Source organism: Bacillus jepli, from assembly GCF_047238305.1.
In the GTDB taxonomy this organism is placed as follows: Bacteria; Bacillota; Bacilli; order Bacillales; family Bacillaceae_L; genus Ferdinandcohnia.
In genome coordinates, this window is the sequence record NZ_JBDFMO010000001.1 from 1,610,816 (window position 1) to 1,631,607 (window position 20,792).

General features: G+C 32.1%; 22 protein-coding genes. 21 read left to right on the forward strand and 1 reads right to left on the reverse strand.

The genetic code is table 11. The annotated features are described in order from the left end of the window. The first annotated feature begins 494 nt into the window (after positions 1-494). From rfbB to ABC371_RS08050, 19 genes are all read left to right on the forward strand, one after another. Positions 495-1,529 (forward strand): dTDP-glucose 4,6-dehydratase, encoded by a 1,035-nt coding sequence (gene rfbB / locus ABC371_RS07965; RefSeq protein ID WP_412896307.1) that lies wholly within the window; start codon positions 495-497, stop codon positions 1,527-1,529. 15 nt (positions 1,530-1,544) lie between these two features. Continuing rightward, the gene (locus tag ABC371_RS07970; RefSeq protein WP_412896308.1) at positions 1,545-3,122 is read left to right on the forward strand and encodes a glycosyltransferase family protein; all 1,578 of its coding nucleotides are present in this window, start codon (positions 1,545-1,547) and stop codon (positions 3,120-3,122) included. Between the two features lie 10 nt (positions 3,123-3,132). After that, positions 3,133-3,543, forward strand: a complete 411-nt coding sequence (locus ABC371_RS07975) for a sugar 3,4-ketoisomerase (RefSeq protein ID WP_412896309.1) — start codon at positions 3,133-3,135, stop codon at positions 3,541-3,543. A gap of 184 nt (positions 3,544-3,727) precedes the next feature. Continuing rightward, on the forward strand, positions 3,728-4,288 hold the full coding sequence (locus tag ABC371_RS07980) for an acyltransferase (RefSeq protein ID WP_412896310.1): 561 nt from the start codon (positions 3,728-3,730) through the stop codon (positions 4,286-4,288). Between the two features lie 22 nt (positions 4,289-4,310). After that, on the forward strand, positions 4,311-5,402 hold the full coding sequence (locus ABC371_RS07985) for a DegT/DnrJ/EryC1/StrS family aminotransferase (protein ID WP_412896311.1): 1,092 nt from the start codon (positions 4,311-4,313) through the stop codon (positions 5,400-5,402). A gap of 16 nt (positions 5,403-5,418) precedes the next feature. Further along, positions 5,419-6,687, forward strand: coding sequence for an O-antigen translocase (locus tag ABC371_RS07990; protein WP_412896312.1), 1,269 nt, complete (start codon positions 5,419-5,421; stop codon positions 6,685-6,687). Positions 6,688-6,829: 142 nt separating this feature from the next. Further along, positions 6,830-7,750, forward strand: a complete 921-nt coding sequence (locus tag ABC371_RS07995; protein WP_412896313.1) for a glycosyltransferase family 2 protein — start codon at positions 6,830-6,832, stop codon at positions 7,748-7,750. Between the two features lie 286 nt (positions 7,751-8,036). Next, complete coding sequence (locus tag ABC371_RS08000; RefSeq protein WP_412896314.1) at positions 8,037-8,741, forward strand: sugar transferase; 705 nt, start codon at positions 8,037-8,039, stop codon at positions 8,739-8,741. A 25-nt stretch (positions 8,742-8,766) separates the two neighbouring features. Continuing rightward, positions 8,767-9,522, forward strand: coding sequence for a WecB/TagA/CpsF family glycosyltransferase (locus tag ABC371_RS08005; protein WP_412896315.1), 756 nt, complete (start codon positions 8,767-8,769; stop codon positions 9,520-9,522). 19 nt (positions 9,523-9,541) lie between these two features. After that, positions 9,542-10,885, forward strand: a complete 1,344-nt coding sequence (locus ABC371_RS08010; RefSeq protein ID WP_412896316.1) for an O-antigen ligase family protein — start codon at positions 9,542-9,544, stop codon at positions 10,883-10,885. Positions 10,886-10,909: 24 nt separating this feature from the next. Continuing rightward, positions 10,910-12,070, forward strand: coding sequence for a glycosyltransferase family 4 protein (locus tag ABC371_RS08015; RefSeq protein WP_412896317.1), 1,161 nt, complete (start codon positions 10,910-10,912; stop codon positions 12,068-12,070). Positions 12,071-12,079: 9 nt separating this feature from the next. Beyond that, positions 12,080-13,189 (forward strand): glycosyltransferase family 4 protein, encoded by a 1,110-nt coding sequence (locus ABC371_RS08020; protein WP_412896318.1) that lies wholly within the window; start codon positions 12,080-12,082, stop codon positions 13,187-13,189. A 13-nt stretch (positions 13,190-13,202) separates the two neighbouring features. After that, positions 13,203-14,582, forward strand: coding sequence for a sugar phosphate nucleotidyltransferase (locus tag ABC371_RS08025; protein WP_412896319.1), 1,380 nt, complete (start codon positions 13,203-13,205; stop codon positions 14,580-14,582). Positions 14,583-14,960: 378 nt separating this feature from the next. Further along, entirely contained in the window at positions 14,961-15,851 is an 891-nt protein-coding gene (galU, locus tag ABC371_RS08030; protein ID WP_412896320.1) for a UTP--glucose-1-phosphate uridylyltransferase GalU, read from the forward strand. A 221-nt stretch (positions 15,852-16,072) separates the two neighbouring features. Next, a complete protein-coding gene (locus ABC371_RS08035; protein WP_488192747.1) occupies positions 16,073-16,318 on the forward strand; it encodes a transposase in 246 nt (81 codons plus the stop codon). A 90-nt stretch (positions 16,319-16,408) separates the two neighbouring features. Beyond that, positions 16,409-16,726, forward strand: a complete 318-nt coding sequence (locus ABC371_RS08040) for a hypothetical protein (RefSeq protein ID WP_412896322.1) — start codon at positions 16,409-16,411, stop codon at positions 16,724-16,726. Positions 16,727-16,733: 7 nt separating this feature from the next. Continuing rightward, positions 16,734-17,129: a transposase gene (locus tag ABC371_RS08045; protein ID WP_412899298.1), complete on the forward strand. Its 396-nt coding sequence runs from the start codon at positions 16,734-16,736 to the stop codon at positions 17,127-17,129. A gap of 74 nt (positions 17,130-17,203) precedes the next feature. Continuing rightward, positions 17,204-17,362, forward strand: coding sequence for a transposase (locus ABC371_RS24725; RefSeq protein ID WP_488192741.1), 159 nt, complete (start codon positions 17,204-17,206; stop codon positions 17,360-17,362). Beyond that, complete coding sequence (locus ABC371_RS08050) at positions 17,347-17,796, forward strand: transposase (RefSeq protein WP_488192748.1); 450 nt, start codon at positions 17,347-17,349, stop codon at positions 17,794-17,796. The genes ABC371_RS24725 and ABC371_RS08050 overlap by 16 nt, the downstream gene beginning before the upstream one ends. Here ABC371_RS08050 and ABC371_RS08055 read toward each other — a convergent pair. Further along, positions 17,745-18,602: a phosphatidylinositol-specific phospholipase C/glycerophosphodiester phosphodiesterase family protein gene (locus tag ABC371_RS08055; protein ID WP_412896323.1), complete on the reverse strand. Its 858-nt coding sequence runs from the start codon at positions 18,600-18,602 to the stop codon at positions 17,745-17,747. The two genes, ABC371_RS08050 and ABC371_RS08055, sit on opposite strands and share 52 nt — an antisense overlap. Before the next feature lie 208 nt (positions 18,603-18,810). On the opposite strand from ABC371_RS08055, the gene ABC371_RS08060 reads away from it, so the two are divergent. Both ABC371_RS08060 and ABC371_RS08065 read left to right on the forward strand, forming a co-directional pair. After that, positions 18,811-19,131 carry a hypothetical protein gene (locus ABC371_RS08060; RefSeq protein WP_412896324.1) on the forward strand — a complete coding sequence of 107 codons (321 nt, stop codon included), beginning with the start codon at positions 18,811-18,813 and terminating at the stop codon, positions 19,129-19,131. Further along, positions 19,112-20,674 (forward strand): LTA synthase family protein, encoded by a 1,563-nt coding sequence (locus ABC371_RS08065; RefSeq protein WP_412896325.1) that lies wholly within the window; start codon positions 19,112-19,114, stop codon positions 20,672-20,674. The genes ABC371_RS08060 and ABC371_RS08065 overlap by 20 nt, the downstream gene beginning before the upstream one ends. Positions 20,675-20,792 lie beyond the last annotated feature (118 nt).

Below are 20,792 nucleotides of genomic sequence, written 5' to 3' on the forward strand. Positions count from 1 at the left end.
TGAATTTTCAATTATAGTGCTTTTAGATTATGATAAAAACTAAAACAAATAGTTATGTGGTAAAGTTAAAGTGCGTCCTATATAAATTTTTAAGTACTATTATACATTTCCCAAGTGGAAGAGTATATACTTTCCTTTCGCTAAAATATTTTCATAATACTATAATGAGATGTCCTCTGTTATAATATCAGGTAGTGATTTTAATAGTCAATGAGGGTGTGAAAAAAGTATAGTAATAAGTGTTAACGCCTTTATAGATTCCAAAATGATTAATCAAAGTAAATAAATTTCTTTTATTAAGTTTTATTATGGGAAATACTAGGTATAAAGGTAATAAAATTTTTAATATAATATTAATGGGTTATGATGGTAATTCTTCCTTATTATGATTTATAATTACGGTTAGTTAAAATGATTTTACATATATAGCCGGATCATTTTAAATGGCAGGCGAATTAAAACGTTTTTTTAAGAATTAGTAGAAGGTGAATAAAGTGGCGAGACAAAAAGTTTTAATTACAGGTGGGGCAGGTTTTATTGGAGGAAACTTTGTACAGTATATGGTAGGGAAATATCCCGAATATGATATATTCAACTTAGATTCACTTACATATGCAGGTGATCTTACTAAGCATCAAAAGATTGAATTTAAAAAGAACTATCATTTTATTAAAGCTGATATTGCTGATTATCAAATAATAAACAATTTATTCTTAGAAAATAAGTTTGACTATGTTATTCATTTTGCAGCGGAAAGTCATGTGGATCGTTCTATAAAGGATCCAGGGATATTTATTAAAACAAATGTACTTGGTACCCAAGTGCTATTAGAAGCCTCAAGGCAATCTGGTATTAAAAAGTTTGTGCATGTTTCAACAGATGAGGTATACGGTGAGTTGGATTTCGACCCAACTACCTTTTTTACGGAAGAGACTCCACTACAGCCAAATAGTCCTTATAGTGCAAGTAAAGCTTCATCGGATTTGTTGGTTAGAGCATATCATGAAACATTTGCTTTACCAGTTAATATTACACGTTGTTCTAATAACTATGGTCCATATCATTTTCCAGAAAAATTAATTCCTTTAACTATTTCGCGTGTACTGAATGACCAAAAGGTTCCGGTGTACGGTACAGGAGAAAATATACGTGACTGGTTGCATGTCTTTGATCATTGTGCTGCAATCGATTTAGTTATGCACAAAGGTGTAAATGGAGAGGTCTATAATGTTGGCGGACATAACGAAAAAACTAATTTAGAAGTAGTCCAAACCATTATTAAAACCCTTGACAAACCATATGATTTAATCGAATTTGTTGAAGATCGTTTAGGACATGATAAAAGATATGCAATTGACCCGACTAAATTGGAAAGCTTGGGATGGAGACCTACCTATAATTTTGAGACAGGTATAGCTCAAACCATTAAATGGTATATTGAGAGTGAGGACTGGTGGAAACAAATTATTAGTGGAGAATATCAAAAATATTTTGATTCTCAATACTATTTTAATAAAGAGGAAAAGTAAGAAGGGACCATATTAATGGAACAAAATGACTTAATAAACATAATGAATCAAAGAAAAATACTCTTTAATCAGATGATAGAAAAATCTGAAGAACATCTGGGATTAAATAACCTTGAATTGTCGTCTTTGTACTGTCAAATTGCTGCTGATTATGTGAGTTATAGTCATGCAGGATTCTTCTATTCGAATAAACTAGAGGAAATACTAAGTGAGATTTCACTAAAGGTTATAAAAAACGATAAACTTGACCGTTCAAAGAATAAAATTCAAAAGGTACTCCATATCGCTTCCGAACTATATGCAGTTGGTGGTCACACTAGACTATTACAGAATTGGATTAATTATGATGTAGGAAGATATAATGAATTAGTCATTACTAATCAGACAATGGAGGAAAGTCCAAAACAAATTATTGAAGAATTAGCTGAAAAGGGTATTACCGTAACATTCTTAAAAGGTAAGAGTGAGGGAATTCTATCGAGAGCTATAGATTTGGTTTCAATTGCTAAAGAATTCGATGCAGTCGTTTTACATATTCATTCTTATGATGTAATTCCTTTAATTGCTTTTTCAAATTCTCAAATTCCAGTATTGTTAATGAATCATGCAGATCACCGTTTTTGGATCGGGAGAAGTATATCTAATATGGTATTAGAACTAAGAGAAACAGGAAAATCACTTTCAATGAAACGACGATTAATCAGTCCTGAAAATCAGTCTATATTGCCAATCCCACTAAAAGGTCCAGTCGAAATAACTAAAGAAAAAGCAAGAAAAGCATTATCTATCAATAGCGATGATTTTGTCATTTTTTCAGTAGCATCATCGTATAAATACAAACCACTACATGATGGTGGTTTAGGTGAGGTCTTATTGCCATTAGTGAATAGATATTCAAATTTAAAAGCTTTAATTGTAGGGCCGAATCATTCAGAAGAGTACTGGAAAGATCTTAGTAAAAAGTCAAATGGGAAAATTCAAGCATTGGGGATAAAGCCACATGTTGATTATTATTATAAAGCTTCTGACTTATACTTAGATTCATATCCTGTAAGCTCTTTAACGTCCTTGTTAGATGCGGGCAAGTATTCATTACCGATATTTAGTCTTGAAAAGGGCTCTAAAGGGCTTGATTTAGATGATATTTCATTAGATCAATTAAATTATAAATCAGGTTCCTTAAAAGAACTTTATGAGAGTTTGCAAATGTATATTGAAGATGAGAAAAAAAGAGAAGAATTTGGTAATCAATGTTTTGATGAGATAAGCAAATACCATTTAAACCCTGGCTGGGTGGGGATATTAGATGAAATTTTTAATAAAGTATTGAATACGGGAAAAATAAGGAAAGAAGAGGATACTTCAAAAATAATTGATAAGTTTGATTATCCCCTAGTCTATATGCATCATAAACACAAAAGTAAAGAATACGAATTGCTTAGTTCTTTTAGCAACTCCTTCGTGTTATTTCCCTTTTCAGAAAAATTAGGTTATATTCCAGCAATAGTTAAAACTGCTACTAAGGAACCTAAGATTGGTAAATTACTTTTACCAAATGGTGTTAAAAAAATACTGAAAAAATTAATGACATAGGAGTAGAAATATGAATAAGATAATTAGTCTAAAAAAAAATGGGAATCCTGAGATAGGATATCTATCATTTTTTGAGTCTGAAAAGGACGTTCCGTTTGAAATTAAAAGAGTTTATTATACCTATGATGTTCCAATTAATACAAAGCGGGGGATGCATGCTCATAAAAATTTACAGCAAATTTTATGGTGCCCCTTTGGGAAAATTGAGGTAATTTTAGATGATGGATATAATAAAGAAAAGTTCTTACTGGACTCTCCTGAAAAAGGCTTGTTAATAACAAAGGGAATCTGGCGGGATATTTACTGGAGAAAAGAAGGATCTGTACTATGTGTAGCTACTTCAGACTTTTATAATGCAGATGATTATATAAGGGATTATGAGGAATTTCTAGAATACGTTAGTAGAGGGCATTATAAATAAAAAGAGTTCTATGTAATCGGGGGAGAAAAAAATGAATATAACCCAAGACCTAAATGCTAGTGTACACTCTACGATGGTGTTAAAATTGGAAATAGTGTAAAAAGTGGTTCATTGGAGCAATTATTATCTAATGACATTAATGGAGATCATACCTCTATCCAACTATTAATACGGAGGTGCACTTATGCACGAAGCCTTTATACATCCACGAGCACAAGTAGAGAGTAATGATATTGGAAAGGGAACTAAGGTATGGGCCTTTTCTTATATTCTTTCTGGGGCAAGTATCGGAGAAGATTGTAATATTTGTAGTCATACATTCATTGAAAATCAGGTAAAAATCGGAAATAAAGTAACAGTAAAATCAGGGGTTTATATTTGGAATGGTGTTCAGATAGCTGATGAGGTGTTTTTAGGACCTAATGTTACGTTTACTAATGATTTTGCTCCTAGATCCAAACAATATCCAGAAAAATTTTTAGAAACAGTAGTAGAACATGGTGCTTCTATTGGAGCAAACGCTACAATAATAGCTGGAAATACAATAGGTAGGTATGCTATGATTGGCGCTGGATCAGTTGTTACTAAAAATATTCCTAATAATACATTATGGTATGGAAATCCGTGCCGTTTTAGTTCTTATATTTGCAATTGTGGGAATAAGCTGAACCAGGACTATATCTGCCCCAAATGTAATAGGGAGTATGAATTAATAAATAGTGTTATTAAACAGAAAAATCAATAACTTTAGATGGGAGTAAAGTATTTTGATACCATTTTTAGATTTAAAAGAAATAAATGCGTCTTATCAAAAGGAAATAAATGAAGTAGCAGAAAGGGTCATATCTAGTGGATGGTATATTCTAGGGAAAGAGGTTCAAGCGTTCGAAGAAGCCTTTGCAAAATATTGTGGAGTCAAACATTGTATAGGGGTTGCAAATGGACTTGAAGCATTAACCTTAATTATAAAAGCATATGGTATTGGTGAAGGAGACGAAGTGATAGTCCCATCTAATACTTACATTGCATCTATTTTAGCAATAACTACGAATGGTGCAACTCCTGTATTAGTTGAACCTACTGTTTCGAGTTATAACATAGAACCAGAATTAATAGAAGAAAAAATAACTACAAATACTAAAGCTATATTAGCTGTTCATTTATATGGTCAAACTGCAAATATGGATCCAATTAATCGGATTGCACAAAAATATAACCTGAAGGTAATTGAGGATGCGGCTCAAGCTCACGGGGCTATTTACTCAGGTAAGAGGACTGGTAATCTAGGCGATGCTGCCGGCTTTAGTTTCTACCCTGGAAAAAATCTTGGTGCCCTTGGTGATGGCGGAGCAATCACGACAAATGATGCCGAACTAGCAGAACAATTAAAGGCTCTACGTAATTATGGGTCACATGAGAAGTATAAGAATATCTTTAAAGGTGTAAATAGTCGTTTAGATGAGATTCAAGCAGGAATACTAAACGTTAAACTTAAATACCTAGACAAAGATAATGAAAACAGAAGAAAAATTGCTGAATATTATAATAGCAACATCTCCAATCACAAGATAGTTCTACCGCATGTTGAAAATGGAGATAGATTATCACATGTTTGGCATTTATATGTTATTAGGACTAAAGAAAGAGAGCATCTCCAAAGCTATCTAGAAGAAAACGGTATACAAACATTAATACACTATCCAATTCCTCCTCATAAGCAAAAGGCTTATTCAGAGTGGAATTCACTTAGTTATCCAATTTCTGAAACAATACATAATGAGGTTTTAAGTATACCGATATCTCCAATCTTAACAATGGAACAAGCAAAACAAGTAGTGGAAGTAATTAATAACTATTAGTTAGGATACGTATAAAATGAATTTTCTAAAAACAAGTATATTGACTGGAATATCGACAATAATAAAAATTTTATCGGGTTTAGTCATAAATAAAGTAATTTCAGTCTATATTGGACCAGCAGGAATTGCATTAATCGGTCAATTTCAAAGTGTTCTAAACATAGTCACAACATTAGGAAATGGTGCAATCAATTCTGGTGTAACAAAGTATGTAGCAGAATACAATGAGGATAAAGCTAAAAGAGATGAAGTTATTAGTGCAGGACTAATAATTACTATTACATTTTCAGTAATTATTGGTGCAATTATTTTTCTTTTCAGTAGATTTTTCTCAATAGAATTCTTACAATCAGAGAATTATCATTTAATATTCAAAACTTTAGGTATAACACTAATCTTAACGAGCTTAAATACCTTTTTACTATCATTATTAAATGGTTTGAAGAAGATTAAGTTATTTATTTTTGTAAATATTACAAGTAGTGTAATTTCCCTTATTATTACATCCATTCTTACAATAAAGTATCTATTATTCGGTGCATTATTATCATCAATTTTAATACAAGCTATCGTCTTATGTGTATCTTTACCTAGTGTAATAAAATTACATGATTTTAATTTTACCTTTCATAGGATAGTGAATCATAAGGTATACAAAAGCCTTTTTGCCTTTTCCTTAATGGCAATAGTTACAGTGTTAACAGTTCCAGTTGTGCAGATCGCTATCCGAAGTCACTTGATTAATCAATTTTCCATCGAACAAGCAGGTTATTGGCAATCAGTCTGGAAAATATCCGAAATGTATTTGATGGTGTTAACTACAGCTTTTTCAACTTACTATCTACCAAGGTTATCAGAATTACAAACAAGATTAGAATTGAGAAAAGAAATTTTCTCTGGTTATAAAATAATAATTCCATTTGTGTTAATTAGTACTTTAGCTATTTATTTTCTTAGGGATTTTATTATTTGGTTATTGTTTACACCTGATTTTTTAGAGATGAGATCACTTTTCCTATTTCAATTAATTGGTGATTTCTTAAAAATGTGTAGTTGGACTTTATCATTTTTAATGCTAGCTAAAGCAATGACTAAAACGTTTATTATAACGGAAGTAGTGTTCTCAGCATCATTTTATCTATTAACTGTGTATTTTACAAAGCTATTTGGGTTGATTGGTGTTACTATTGCTTATGCAACAAATTATTTTGTTTATCTTATCGTAATCATTTTTATTTTCTCAGACATTGTTTTTAATAGAGATAAAAATAAACAACTTATTTAATACTGCTTTATATTAAGCGAATCCAAGGATGTATTGGGTTCGTTTCTCATTTGTGTTTATTTAGCAAAATAATGTTAAGTAATATTAAATACACCTAATTATGAAATCTTCAAAAAATTATGTTGGAAAGGAAGTGAAAGAAGTGGAAAGTCCTTTAGTTTCAATAGTAATACTAAATTTCAACTCTGATCAGAAAACAAAAATATGTATTGAAAGTATAACTAAACTAAGATATGAGCCATTAGAAATAATAATAGTTGATAATTCTACCAACAGTGAATCTGCGAAAAAAGTGGAGGAAATATCCAGAGAACATTCGTTTATCTTTAAAAGAATTCATGAAAACATGGGGTATGCAGCTGGAAATAGAGTTGGCGTTGAAATAGCATTGGGATTAAATAGTGATTATGTATTTATTTTAAATAATGATACATATTTAGAAGAAAATTGTATTACTAACATTATTGAAGTGATGGAGCAGGATAAGTCGATATGTGTTGCTGGACCAGTTATCTACGATTTAGTATATGGAAGTGATAGAACAATCAAATTAACTGAAAACCTTCAATCAGCGGGATTAAAAATAAGCTCGTTGTCAGGAGTCACTACTTCGGATATACATTTTGATTCTAGTCGTTTTAGTGAACACCCATTTATATCGGGAGCAGCCTTAATGCTAAGAGCTGATATTATAAAAAAACATGGATTTATTGATGAAAGTTTCTTCCTCTATTTTGAAGAAACAGATTATTGCTTTACTCTACGTGATCATGATCCTTTAAATAAAATTGTGACAGTGAATGATTCCAAAATTTGGCACGAAACAAGTAGCGATATTGAAGAGAAGATATATTCTTTGTATTATTCACACAGAAATAAAATAGTATTTATGAAAAAACACTTTCGGGGCAAATTTTTTTTCTTTTTACTATATTTATTTTTACTTTCGATACCTAAAAAAATGCTAAAAATACTAAAGGATAATAAGAAAGGTTATACAAAAACTCTTTTTAAAGCAACGGTAGATGGCCTAAGGGGTAGATTGGGGAAAAGTGATTTCTAGCATAATTGAACAATTACATAAAAATGACATACAAAATTACAAGAGCACTCTCTCAAGGGTGCTTTTTGTGAGTGAATTTAACTTATACAACATATTATTTGAAAAATTATGGGTCTAAAGTATGTCATTCCTAAAATTTACAAGTCAAAAGAGTGGTAAATATGTTACAATACACATTGTGAAATATTAATGATATAGTTATACAAGGATTTACACACTTCGACATATTTATTAATTTCATAGATAATGCGTTCCTAGTTAAAGAAAGAAGAGGGGGAATTTTTATATGAAACTAGCAAACCAAGAAAATATTAAGTATATAGATAGACCTGAAAATGGTAATGTGAACGTAGATATTTTGCAGTATTCCAATATAGCTATTAATAAATCTTATCTTTTACCTAAAAGATTAATTGATATAATTGGATCGTTAATTGGAATATTGATGTTATCTCCATTATTTTTAATTATAAGTCTCTTAATAAAAATCGAAGACCCTAAGGGTTCCGTTTTCTTTAAACAAAAAAGAGTTGGTAAGAATGGAAGACAATTCGAGATGTTTAAATTCCGATCAATGGTAACAAATGCCGAGGCATTGCTTGACTCTTTAATGCATAGAAACGAAACAACTGGGGCAATGTTTAAAATGAAAGACGATCCACGAGTTACTAAAATCGGTAAATTCATTAGAAAGACAAGTATTGATGAATTACCTCAGTTATGGAATGTCTTAAAAGGTGATATGAGTTTAGTGGGTCCACGTCCCCCATTGGTTAGAGAAGTAGCACAATACAATAAATATGAAATGCAACGATTATTAGTAACTCCAGGATGTACAGGCTTATGGCAGATAAGTGGAAGAAGCAAAATTGGGTTTAAGCAAATGGTTGAGTTGGATTTGAATTATATTTCTAGAATGAACTTTTTATTCGATGTTAAAATAATTTTTGGTACATTTAAAGTATTTTTTGGTTCAGATGATGCATATTAAGAAGGAGACAGAAAGGTATTGAAGTATGCGTAAAGTAGAGATGTTTAATATTGAATTCGATAATATTGATTTTGATGGTCTTTTCTCCTTTTTTGAGGATGCAATAGTAAATGAAAAAAAAACCTATCTGGTAACGTGTAACGTAGATCATATTATGAACGTACAAAAGGATTCTAAATTCAGAGAAATTTACAATAATGCAGACTTGATTGTTGCTGACGGTGTACCAGTAGTTTGGGCATCTAAATTATTGGGTAACCCATTAAAAGAAAAAATATCTGGCTCAGATATTATACCTAAATTGGCAAACAAATTAGTAGAAAAGAATTACTCCCTTTTCTTCTTAGGAGCTGACGAGGGTGTTGCTGCGAAGGCGGCTGAGAACCTTAAAGAAAATTACCCGAAAATAAAGGTTGTAGGGACATATTCTCCTTCTTATGGCTTTGAGAAAAACGAGGGGGAAATAAAGAGAATTATTGAAATGATAAATAATTCGAAGCCTGACCTACTTTTTGTGGGGGTAGGAAGTCCTAAACAAGAAAAATGGATTTATAAATACTATCAGGATTTACAGGTTCCTGTTTCAATTGGTGTGGGTGCAACTTTTGACTTTCTTGCAGGAAATGTAAAGAGAGCACCTTTATTTATGCAAAAAAGTGGTTTGGAATGGTTTTGGAGATTAATACAGGAACCGAAGCGGCTTTGGAAAAGATACCTTGTTAACGATAGTAAATTTATTATCCTGTTTATTAATGAACTTATAAAAAAAATGTTTAAATAAATCAAGGTTGGAGTTTTACATGATAGATACACAGAAGAAACAGTTTAAAAAATTTTCGATTAGAGATGTTATTAAAACAAAAGATAGTAGAAGTTTATCTGGAAAGTTCATTATCCTTGTAATACTCATTTCCCCAATAATAGACCTATTTAATGGATTACTTTTGGATAAGGTCCCTATATCTCCAGGACAAATCATAAGACCCCTATTTATGTTAGTGGGTCTATACATACTTTTAATGTTTCGAAAAAAAAGTTTTATTTACTTTTCTATTGTTGCATTTTTTATGGTTCTTAGTTTAAGTATATACACTTTGCTCTTTGGTGGGTCTACTTTTAGTAACTTGGTATGGGACTTTAGACTTTTATTTACATTAACAATAGTTCTTGTCTATGTAAATTTTTTAAGAATCCAAAAGAAGAAGTTTGTGAAAAAAGTTCTTCTTTATGTTGAATGTACTATTGCCTTTATTGCAGCTGTGATTGTAATTTCCAGTATTTTGAATATAGGATTCAATACCTATACAGCTAATAACGGCGTGGGAAACAAAGGTTTTTTTATAGGTCAAAATGACGTAACTTCTATATTTTCAATGATATTCCCAATTCTATTGGTGCAATTTATTACTATTAGAACTAATAGAATTCTTCGTATAGTTAACTTAACTTTGGTCATTTTTGCTACTATTTTACTGGGCACCAAAAGTGGAATGGCTTTTATTTTATTAGGTGCTATCTTGGTATTAGCCTTTCACTTTAAAGAAAAAAATTTTCACGAGGGTATATTTAAGGATATTAAACGGAAAAAGAAACAGATTATTACTATTATCACGCTGATTCTATCTGCTCTGATCATTTTTGTTCTTGTATTTAAATCATCTCTTTTAGACTGGCTATCTTATCAATTATATTTTCTAAATCATAGCAATAATTTTCTAACGTACCTTCTGAGTGGGCGTAATAAATCTATACAACCTATGTTTGAAATTTTAATTGAAAATCCTATTTTTATACTTATAGGAAGTACATTTCAAGAAGGACAAAATCTTTTAAGTCAGAAATTAGGATTTCCTGCTTTTGTTGAATTTGATCCTCTTTCGGTATTGTTTTACAACGGTATAATTGTATTTTCTTTAATACTAATACTCTTTTTATACTTGTTCAAAAAAAGTTTCAAACTTTTTAAAGGTGATATATACAATAAAGCAATCGGAATCTCTTTTTGGATTGGGGTATTGTATTCATCACTCGGTGGGCATGTTTTTCCTAGTGGTATATCTGGTTCTTATTTTGCTATGATTTGTGGATTAGTAATTTACTTTCCCGTAAAAGAGGAAGTAAAGATAGCAAATAGACAGTCATAGGCTGATACTTGGGAGGGGAAAGTCATGCAACGAATAGCTATTCTTCATTCTGGAAACCTAAAAGATGTATCTCCTGGAGGGGTTTCCGAATATGTCAAACAATTTATTGAGCATTCTACTTCAGAGGTCTTTGTGCTGGGAACCGATAACAAACAGAATAACTTAAAATTATTTAAAAAATATAAAATACAAACCGATCATTCAAGTTATACTTTTATTCCAATAAACTACACAACCTTAAGACCACTTTCAGTTTTTTATTTTATAAATTTGATCGTTTTTTTTATTTTAAATCCAAGATTTCTCAAAAAAATTAGCGTATTCTATGCCCAAAGAATGGAATATGTAATCCCTTTTCTTTTATTTAATAAGCAAGTGGTAATGGCAATTCATGGATCCGGTAGATATGCCACAATGTTTTGGGGTAAAACAGTCGCATCAATTTATTCTTTTTTAGAGAGAATTTCTATTGTCAGGTCTAATAAAGTATTCGTACTAAATAACAATAAGAAATTTGGAACACCATATTACAAGTCAAAGTTTTATAAACAAAAGGATAAAATTTTTTATATGCCCGTACCAGTTAATCGTGATGTTTTTAAACCCTTGGATAAGGCAACTGTAAGAAAGAAACATAACATAGGCTTTGACGATAAAATTATTTTATATTTAGGGAGAATAGACCATAATCCAAAGCGAGTTTTGCTATTTCCCCAAATTTTATTAAATGTTAAACAGGTAACTAGCAATACCAAAATGTTAATTATAGGAACCGGTAATGATAAGGATGAGTTAATTAGAGAATTTGATAATCTAGGATTAAAGAATAATGTTATCTTTTATGAGTACTTAGAACACGGAAATGATTTAGTAGAGCTAATAAATTGTGCAGAGGTCTCAATAATAACATCTTCTTTTGAGGGGATATGTATGTCAGCATTAGAGAGTTTAAGTTGCGGAATCCCAGTAGTAGCTACAGATGTCGGTAGTATAAGCGAGTACTTACTAAATGGAATAAATGGATTTGTTGTTTCAGGAGATGGGGATGAGCTTATAGTACAAGAAGTTAGTGAGAAGATTGATGAAGTTTTTTCTGGACTGCTAGCTTTCGATCATACACTGATTGATAGATATAATGCCAATGAGGTTATGCTAAATACAGAAAAACTTTTACTAAATAGGTAGGTATGTTTAATGAAAATAATGATTGACGGCACAAGTTTAGCCAGACAAATTACGGGAATTGAGAACTATACAAAAAATTTAATTGTGAACTTAATTGAACTAAATAAAAATACATCAAATGAGTTAACTGTCCTATTTAGGAGAGAAATACCTGATTACCTAAAACAAAAAACAGGATATAAACCATTAGTATGTCCATTTGAATCCCAACTGCTGTGTGAGCAAATTTGGATTCCCTATGTTAAATCAAAATATAAACCAGATATAATTCATTTCCCGGCTTTTCCTCCTGGATTGCTTGTAAAAAATAATGTTATTTTTACAATTCACGATGCTACAATGTGGAAATATAAAGAAACAATTTCTTTAAAAAATAAATTGTATATGAAGCCTTTATCAACTAAAGGAATAAAAGTTTCTTCAAAGCTTATTACAATTTCAGAGTCTTCAAAAGAGAATCTTTTGGATGTGTTTCCTGGGATAGAAAATAAACTTTTTAACTGCGGTAACTCAATTTCAGATGACTACAGAGTTATTACAGATAGTTCTATACTTAAATCAGTAAAGGAAAAGTATAAACTGCCAAATAGGTTTTTTTTAACTGTTGGTAGTTTAGAACCTCGTAAAAATCTACTTTTTCTTATTAATACATATTTGAAATTTAAGAAAGAGCATGCTTCTGACTTTAAATTAGTAATAACTGGTAGAAGTGCTTGGGGTTCTGAAGAAATAAAAAAAATTATTTCTGATAATAAAGCTGAAGAGGATATCATACTAACAGGTTATGTTTCTGACAATGATTTAATAATCCTTTATAACATAGCTACTTATTTTGTTTTTCCATCTATATACGAGGGATTTGGTCTACCAGTCCTTGAAGCAATGGCAAGTGGTACGCCTGTAATAAGTTCAAATTCTTCTTCTTTACCTGAAGTAGCAGGTGATGCAGCTATTTATTTTGACCCAACTAATGAAAATGAATTAAAAGAGATTTTTATTAAGATAAGTAATAATGAAGAAATCCATGAGGAGTATAGAAAAAAAGGTCTAGAAAGAAGAAAACTCTTTTCATGGATGAAAGTAGCTGAAAATATCTATTCAATCTATTTAAAAATGTGAGGAGGTTGTTTAATTGGAATTAGTACTATTATCTGGTGGATCAGGTAAACGCCTTTGGCCTTTATCCAATGACGCTAGATCAAAACAATTTTTACGAATTCTCGATAACAATAATGGCGAAAAGGTCTCAATGGTTCAACGGGTCTATGGTCAGGTTGAATCGGTTAATCTCTCCGAGAGAGTTTTAATTGCAACTAGTAAATCACAGGTTGATATGATTCAAAGTCAGGTTGGAAATCATGTTCCAATTGTAATTGAGCCAGAAAGAAGAGATACTTTTGCAGCAATTGCTCTATCAGCTGTTTATTTGTATTCAGAAAAGAATGTTGGCCTTGACGAAGTTGTAGGCGTACTGCCAGTTGACCCATTTGTTGATGATGCATTTTTTGAGGTTGTTGCACAATTAGACAAGGTAGTCAAGGATGCCGAAGCAGATTTAGCATTAATCGGAGTAAAACCAACCTATCCATCAGAAAAATACGGGTACATTATACCAGATGATTCTATTCCTCATAAAAATATTATCCCAGTTAGTCATTTTAAAGAAAAACCAACAGAAGAGGTTGCAGCAGATTTAATAAAGAGTGGTGCACTATGGAACTGTGGGGTTTTCGCTTTTAAGCTTGGTTATATAATCGAAATGTTACAGAAATTAAACATGCCTTTGAATTATGAGACCTTATTAATAAACTATACAAGATTACCTAAAAATAGTTTTGATTATGAAGTTGTTGAAAAGGCAAATAAAATTGTTATGGTAGAGTATGATGGATACTGGAAAGATCTTGGTACCTGGAATACCTTAACCGAGGAAATGAAGACTGATATCATTGGAAAAGGCGTTATAAGCAATGATTCTAAAAATACACATCTTGTAAATGAGTTAAATATCCCTGTTACTGTGTTAGGGGTATCTAATTTACTTGTTGCAGCTTCACCTGATGGGATATTAGTAACTGATAAGTCAGCAAGTCCAAGATTAAAAGAAGTAATTTCAGACTTTTCCGACCTTCGACCAATGTTTGAGGAACGGAGATGGGGCTGGTATACTGTATTAGATTACCGACAATATGATGATGGAAGTGAAGTATTAACTCAAAGGGTTACCATCCATTCCGGACAAAATTTAAGCTACCATTTACACGATAATAGAAGCGAAGTTTGGACGATTCTAAGAGGTACAGGAATTGTTATTCTTAATGATAAAATTATAAATGTGACTCAGGGTGATATTATTGAGATACCAGCTAGTTCTAAGCATACTATAAAGGCATCTACTGATTTAGAAATTCTTGAAATTAGAAGGGGGAAAAACCTTAGTTCAGAAGATACCGTCCGTTTAGAAACTTCCTGGGAAAAATTGATTAATGATTATGAAGTGACCAATAATTAATTGTATCTAATAGAACTTTTGAAGTTTTTTCTTTAGTAAGGGGTTTGGTTGGAAACAAAATAAAAAGGGACTACTTCAGGAGTAGTCCCTTTTGCTCGTACGTACGTTCTTAAATGTATGGGTGAAATTCCCAGGTGCAGCCCTGTTAAGTATTAGCTAACAGACAGCGAGAGTTGTCTACAACATGATTGGTATAATTGCAAATCCTTCTGTCCAGAAATGTATGGATCTTAATATTACTGTTAACAAGGCTGAATTACGTCTCCCGAATATCCAGATTTCTTATATTTAGAATGGCAAAAAAACAATGATAATTTACATTAATTAATCAATATTTGATATACTAAATTTCAAAAGAAGATTATAAGGGGGATTACAATGCAAAGAGTAAAAAAAGCTATAATTCCAGCTGCTGGACTTGGTACTAGATTTCTCCCCGCAACTAAAGCGATGCCGAAAGAAATGTTACCAATTGTAGATAAACCAACAATACAATATATTGTAGAAGAAGCAATTGCTTCAGGAATAGAAGATATAATTATTGTAACAGGTAAAGGAAAAAGATCGATTGAAGATCATTTTGATCACGCGTTTGAACTTGAAGAAAATTTAATTCAAAAAGAAAAGTTTGAATTACTTGATGAAGTACGACAGTCTTCAAGTTTTGATATTCATTATATAAGACAAAAAGAACCAAAAGGATTAGGGCACGCTATCTGGTGTGCTAGAAAATTTATAGGTAATGAGCCATTTGCTATTCTTCTGGGTGATGATATCGTCCAAGCTGAGACCCCTTGTCTTAAACAATTAATAAATGTATTTGATGAAGTAAATTCTTCGGTTTTGGGTGTTCAGACAGTTCCTGAAAACGAGACAAATCGGTATGGCATTATCGATCCATTAAATCAAAACGACCGGTTATATCAAGTCAATAACTTTGTTGAGAAGCCAAACTTAGGCGAGGCCCCATCCAATGTGGCAATTATGGGGCGTTATATCTTAACCCCAGAAATTTTTGTTTATTTGGAGGAACAGGAAATAGGATCAGGTGGAGAAATTCAGTTAACGGATGCAATTCAAAAGTTAAATAAAAGTCAAAAGGTTTTTGCTTATGACTTTGAAGGTATCAGATATGATGTTGGTGAAAAACTAGGTTTTATTAAAACAACAATTGATATGGCATTACAGCGTGAGGAATTAAAGGATGATGTTTTAACTTACATTAAAGATATTGCTGAGAGATATTTAGTGCCCACAAAAAAGAATTAAAACTGATTTATTGTTTGATACAAAAGATGGTGGGGCTGTCCGAAAAGTCATTGAAAAGTGACTTTTGAGGACAGCCTCCTTCTTTTATATTATTTTCAGGTTACCGCGGAAGTTCCCTTCCACTAAATATCCAATAAGACTTGCGTTTTACCTAAGAGAGAATTCCGTCCTACATTCATAACAATAATCAACAAATTACCTTCATTCCTGATATTCAAGAACTGATTCCAGATCATCACGTTGCACGAGTAATTGACGAAATGGTTGAAGCTATACCTGATGAAAAGTTGTTCTCCCATTATAAGGGAGGGGGCAGAAGTTCATTTCATTCAAAAATGATGCTTAAAGATATCTTGTATGGATATTCCCAGAAAACATATTCATGTTGTGGAATAGAAAAAATGTTAGAAGAAAATATTCCAGCTATGTATAAGCCTCGATGCAAAAACCAGATTTCCGTACATTAAATGATTTTCGCGGACAACGAATGAAATCATTAATGGACGAGCTTTTCGAAGCAGTGATTTTAAAGCTTATAAAAGGATGGATACATAACAATGGAAAACTACTTTTTGGATGGGACAAAGATCGAAGCCAATGCAAATAAGTATTCTTTCGTATGGAAAAAAGCTACAACTAAATTTGAGGAGAAATTAAGAGGAAAAATTCAAGAAACCCTACGCCACATAGAAGTGATGACTGAGTTAGAGGCTCCTGATGATGTACAAAACAATACTCAGAACTCAGAAAATCTTTCTTCTGATCTTGAAGAAATAGCAGAGACTCTTGAAGAAAAAGTCGAAAAATTGTCTGAGGAACTCAAGAACGAAACAAATGCAGAAGTAATTTACAAAGCCTTTAAAGTTAATCCGTAAGGATTTCATACTACGTCTAGCAAAATACAAAGAACAGAACAGAACGTTTGGTAATCGTAATAGCTATTCTAAAACGGACAAAGATGCAACATTCATGAGAACCAAAGATGATCATATGAAAAATGGTCAACTAAAACCCTGTTTTAATGTTCAAATGGCAACAGAGAATCAAATTACTTTGTACTATTCCATCCATCAGCGCCCAACAGATACTCGTTGCTTTAAGGAACATTTGGAGAGACTTGCATCCTCGTCTTTACCAATGCCTAAAGTAGTTAATGCCGATGCGGGTTATGGAAGTGAAGAAAACTATTTATATGCGATTGGGGAAGGTAAAGAACCACGTTTTGAGTTCCTCATTCCTTACGGAACCTATATGAAGGAACAATCTCGTAAATACTAAAATGATATTAGTCGCGAAGAACTGGGGTTACAACGAACAGGATGACATGTTAATTTGCCCGAATAACCGAAAGTATGTTTAAAAAGTATCTAACAAAAAAGAACTCATCGGATTATGAACAAAGTTACAAATTATTTGAATGCGAAGATTGTACAGATTGCCCATTAAGACAACAATGTACAAAAGCAAAAGGTAATCGCCGGTTCATTGGAACACAATATTTGAAGAAATGAAAGCGAAGGCAAAAACAGCCCTTGAATGTGAGGAGAAAGTAACTATCTATTCTCAACGTAAAATTGAGGTGGAAAGTGTGTTCGGTCACATCAAGGGCAATCAGTCGTTCCGCAGATTTTCACTGCGTGGGCTTGATAAGGTTCATGTCGAGTTTGGGATTGTGGCATTAGCACACAATCTATTGAAAGTAGAAGGTATCCGCCTGGCTACTTTCAATAATCAAAATCCATCAAAAAAGCAGCGAGAGAAAAACATAACATTTTTCTCTGCTGCTTTACTATTTTTGAGACCTTTTAGACAGTCCCTTTTATTTTTTTTTGAAATTCAAAGCTATAATTATGTAAATAGAGTCGGACAATTAACCCCGCCAATACCCCATTATCAATCTATATTGACTCTTTTCAATTCCTTTCTACTAATCGTTGCACTATAAAAGCCATCTACTCCTAGTTCATGATAGTGTAAAGCTTCTTCCATGCTCCATATCGGATGTGTATAGACATTTATATTTAAATCGTGCAAATTATCAAGGAAGTTTTCATTTATTCTTGAAGTAGGCATTGTGACAGCTGTTATTTGATGTACATTATCTTGTACAAATTTAACAACCTGCTCGTCATTATTTGGTGCGTGATAAAGTGTGTAAATGACCTTATTAAAATGATAAATTTGATTAATAATTGTCAGCATCTCTTCAGTGTAGATTTGGGGAATGATTCTTGCTAAGATTGCTTCATCGTAATTAGCCGCTTGAACAATTTTTGAAAATTGTTTCTCGATCATCATTGGGTCAAAATGTTTCGTATCCGTTACGATATACACATCTGTGTGTTTCTTTAATAATTCAATGACTCGATTGATATCTAATGGCGTGTATTTCTTATTAATATTTTGATTCATAAAATATTCATATGTCCAAGGTTCGTTATCAATTGTTGTTTCGGGAGTTTGCTCCAATTGCTCGGCATATATTAATCTCCAGTCATGTCTGGCAACTAATACTTCTTCTTTTGTTAATTCAAGATCCACTTCGAATACCCTGTTTTTTCGATGATGATAAGAATATTCAAAGGCCTCTAAACTATTTGTATAGAAATGCCCATCTATTTCTCCCATAGCATGTGTAATTATTGCCTTATCCCCAATAGATTTGTTCTGTAATGCAATGGAACAAAACGTAGAAGGAACAAACAGTAATGAACCTATCGTTAAAATAAGGGAGTTTATTATCGTAATCATGTTATTAACCTTTCAAACATTATTGTTTATATTCCAAGAAATTTGCTAAATGTTGTTCTTTAATTCAGAATCACGATCCCACTAAAAACCATACACGTACTATTACCTACCAAGTCGGCAACCTTTAATTGAAGGAGGATAAGTGTTATAATCCTAAAGTAAGTGGGAGAGACTGACCACTACTATTAAAAATTTTTGGAGGGCAACTATGACGTTTAATGAGATTATGGCATTAATTATGCCTTCTTTTATAGCGATGCTTTTTTATATAAAAGTAAATAAACGTAGCATAAATGTATTTCAAGGAATTTGTTGTTTAGTTCTTATTATGTTGTGCACAAACTTGCTATGTTATGCGATTCTACTTTATTTAAAGGTAGATCCAGTCCTATTTACGATGGCATTTACAATTAAATATTCCTTATTAGCTGTTTTTATTGCGTTAGTGATAGCCGTTTTATATAGACTTCTTGAGTTGAATGTACAAATGAACATTAGGGTTGAAGAAAATGGAAAAGAAACTGACTAAATCCATTATCGGTTTCTTCGTTTATTTACTGTTATTCACTAGCGCAGCTATTTTTTCACTTATTGGCTATGTAAGTGAGAAGTTTGCCGATCAAGGCATCGAGGAAATGTTATTTTATCTAACAAGTGGTACGGAAGGCACTTCAAGTGATGTATATATATCAGCCATTCGTGGAAGTTTACTTTCGTTTTTTATTACTTTTATCATAGTTTGTATTCCCTTAATAACATCGAAAAGAAGGAAAAATATGGGTGAGGTGAGGATGGGTAAAAGAGAGTTTTCTTTCCGAATTTTTCCTAATACTTATAAGTTTAAATTCCCATATGCCTTGGTTGTTTTATTCATATCTTTGATCACTAGTTATCATATGCTAGGAGTACATGATTATATAAAAAGTTTAACTAACTACTCTACATTTATTGATGATCACTATGTTGGTGGAAATGATGTATCAATCACTTTTCCTGAAGTAAAAAGAAACCTCATTATTTTATTTTTAGAGTCTATGGAAAACTCAATGATTGATAAAGAAAATGGCGGCGGCTGGAATTATACAGTAATTCCTGAACTAGAAAAAATAGCCATTGATCATTTGAATTTTTCTAATACAGATAAAATTGGCGGCCCTTACTCAATCATTGGTACTACATGGACTGTAGGTGGAATGGTTGGAACAACAGCGGGAATCCCTTTAAAGATCCCAGTAAATGGGAATGAGTATACCTCTTCTACAAACTTTTTGGCAGGTGCCTATACCCTTGGGGATGTTTTGGAAAAGGAGGGCTATAAACAGATGCTCATGTTCGGATCAGATGCGAGCTTCGGAGGACGTGACAATTATTATACCAGTCATGGTAACTATGAAATATTTGATGTAAATACCGCTATTGAACAAAGGAAAATGCTAGTAAGTGAGAAGGTTTGGTGGGGATTTGATGATACTCTTCTGTTTGAATGGGCGAAAGAGGAAATTAAATCATTAGCAAACGGAAACGAACCTTTCAGTATGACGCTTTTAACCGCTAACACACATTTTCCGGATGGATATTTGGAAAGTAGAGCGGATGAGGAGTATGATACCCAGTATGAAAATGTACATGCGTACTCATCAAAACAAGTAGATGACTTTGTGAACTGGTTGCAACAACAGAATTTTTATGAGGACACCACACTTGTGATTTTGGGTGATCACCTTAGCATGCAGCCTGGTGATTTTTTCAAAAACCACATCTATGAGGGGTATGAACGAACTATTTATAATGCAATTATTAATCCTGCTGCTGAGCCTGTTGATTCAAAGAATAGAATTTTTACATCTTTAGACATGTATCCAACTATTTTGGGTAGTATAGGAGTAGAAATTGAGGGAGATCGTTTAGGATTAGGGACAAACCTCTTTTCAGATCGAAAAACGTTAGTAGAAGAATTTGGATTACAATATGTAAATGATGAGTTAGGTAAGAATTCAAGATTTTACAACCAAACTATTTTACAGAATGATTATTATGAATTACTGAAAAAAGCAAAAGAGAACGAAAAATAACGATATTTATTAATAAATGGAAAGGAGCCGGTAATGACTTGTTTAAAGTATATCACCGGCTCTTTATTTAAATTGAGCTGTGGAGGTTAGGTAGGTATATGGTAAAAGAAAAAAGTAT

Bases quoted from the DNA above. Each gene is read 5' to 3' on its own strand.
- ABC371_RS08065 (WP_412896325.1), top strand. From the start codon at position 19,112: ATGGAAAAGAAACTGACTAAATCCATTATCGGTTTCTTCGTTTATTTA.
- ABC371_RS08000 (WP_412896314.1), top strand. From the start codon at position 8,037: ATGAAACTAGCAAACCAAGAAAATATTAAGTATATAGATAGACCTGAA.
- ABC371_RS08020 (WP_412896318.1), top strand. From the start codon at position 12,080: ATGAAAATAATGATTGACGGCACAAGTTTAGCCAGACAAATTACGGGA.
- ABC371_RS08015 (WP_412896317.1), top strand. From the start codon at position 10,910: ATGCAACGAATAGCTATTCTTCATTCTGGAAACCTAAAAGATGTATCT.
- ABC371_RS24725 (WP_488192741.1), top strand. From the start codon at position 17,204: ATGTTTAAAAAGTATCTAACAAAAAAGAACTCATCGGATTATGAACAA.
- ABC371_RS08040 (WP_412896322.1), top strand. From the start codon at position 16,409: ATGGAAAACTACTTTTTGGATGGGACAAAGATCGAAGCCAATGCAAAT.
- ABC371_RS08055 (WP_412896323.1), bottom strand. From the start codon at position 18,602: ATGATTACGATAATAAACTCCCTTATTTTAACGATAGGTTCATTACTG.
- ABC371_RS08005 (WP_412896315.1), top strand. From the start codon at position 8,767: ATGCGTAAAGTAGAGATGTTTAATATTGAATTCGATAATATTGATTTT.
- ABC371_RS07980 (WP_412896310.1), top strand. From the start codon at position 3,728: ATGCACGAAGCCTTTATACATCCACGAGCACAAGTAGAGAGTAATGAT.
- ABC371_RS07975 (WP_412896309.1), top strand. From the start codon at position 3,133: ATGAATAAGATAATTAGTCTAAAAAAAAATGGGAATCCTGAGATAGGA.
- ABC371_RS08010 (WP_412896316.1), top strand. From the start codon at position 9,542: ATGATAGATACACAGAAGAAACAGTTTAAAAAATTTTCGATTAGAGAT.
- ABC371_RS08060 (WP_412896324.1), top strand. From the start codon at position 18,811: ATGACGTTTAATGAGATTATGGCATTAATTATGCCTTCTTTTATAGCG.
- ABC371_RS07990 (WP_412896312.1), top strand. From the start codon at position 5,419: ATGAATTTTCTAAAAACAAGTATATTGACTGGAATATCGACAATAATA.
- galU (WP_412896320.1), top strand. From the start codon at position 14,961: ATGCAAAGAGTAAAAAAAGCTATAATTCCAGCTGCTGGACTTGGTACT.
- ABC371_RS07970 (WP_412896308.1), top strand. From the start codon at position 1,545: ATGGAACAAAATGACTTAATAAACATAATGAATCAAAGAAAAATACTC.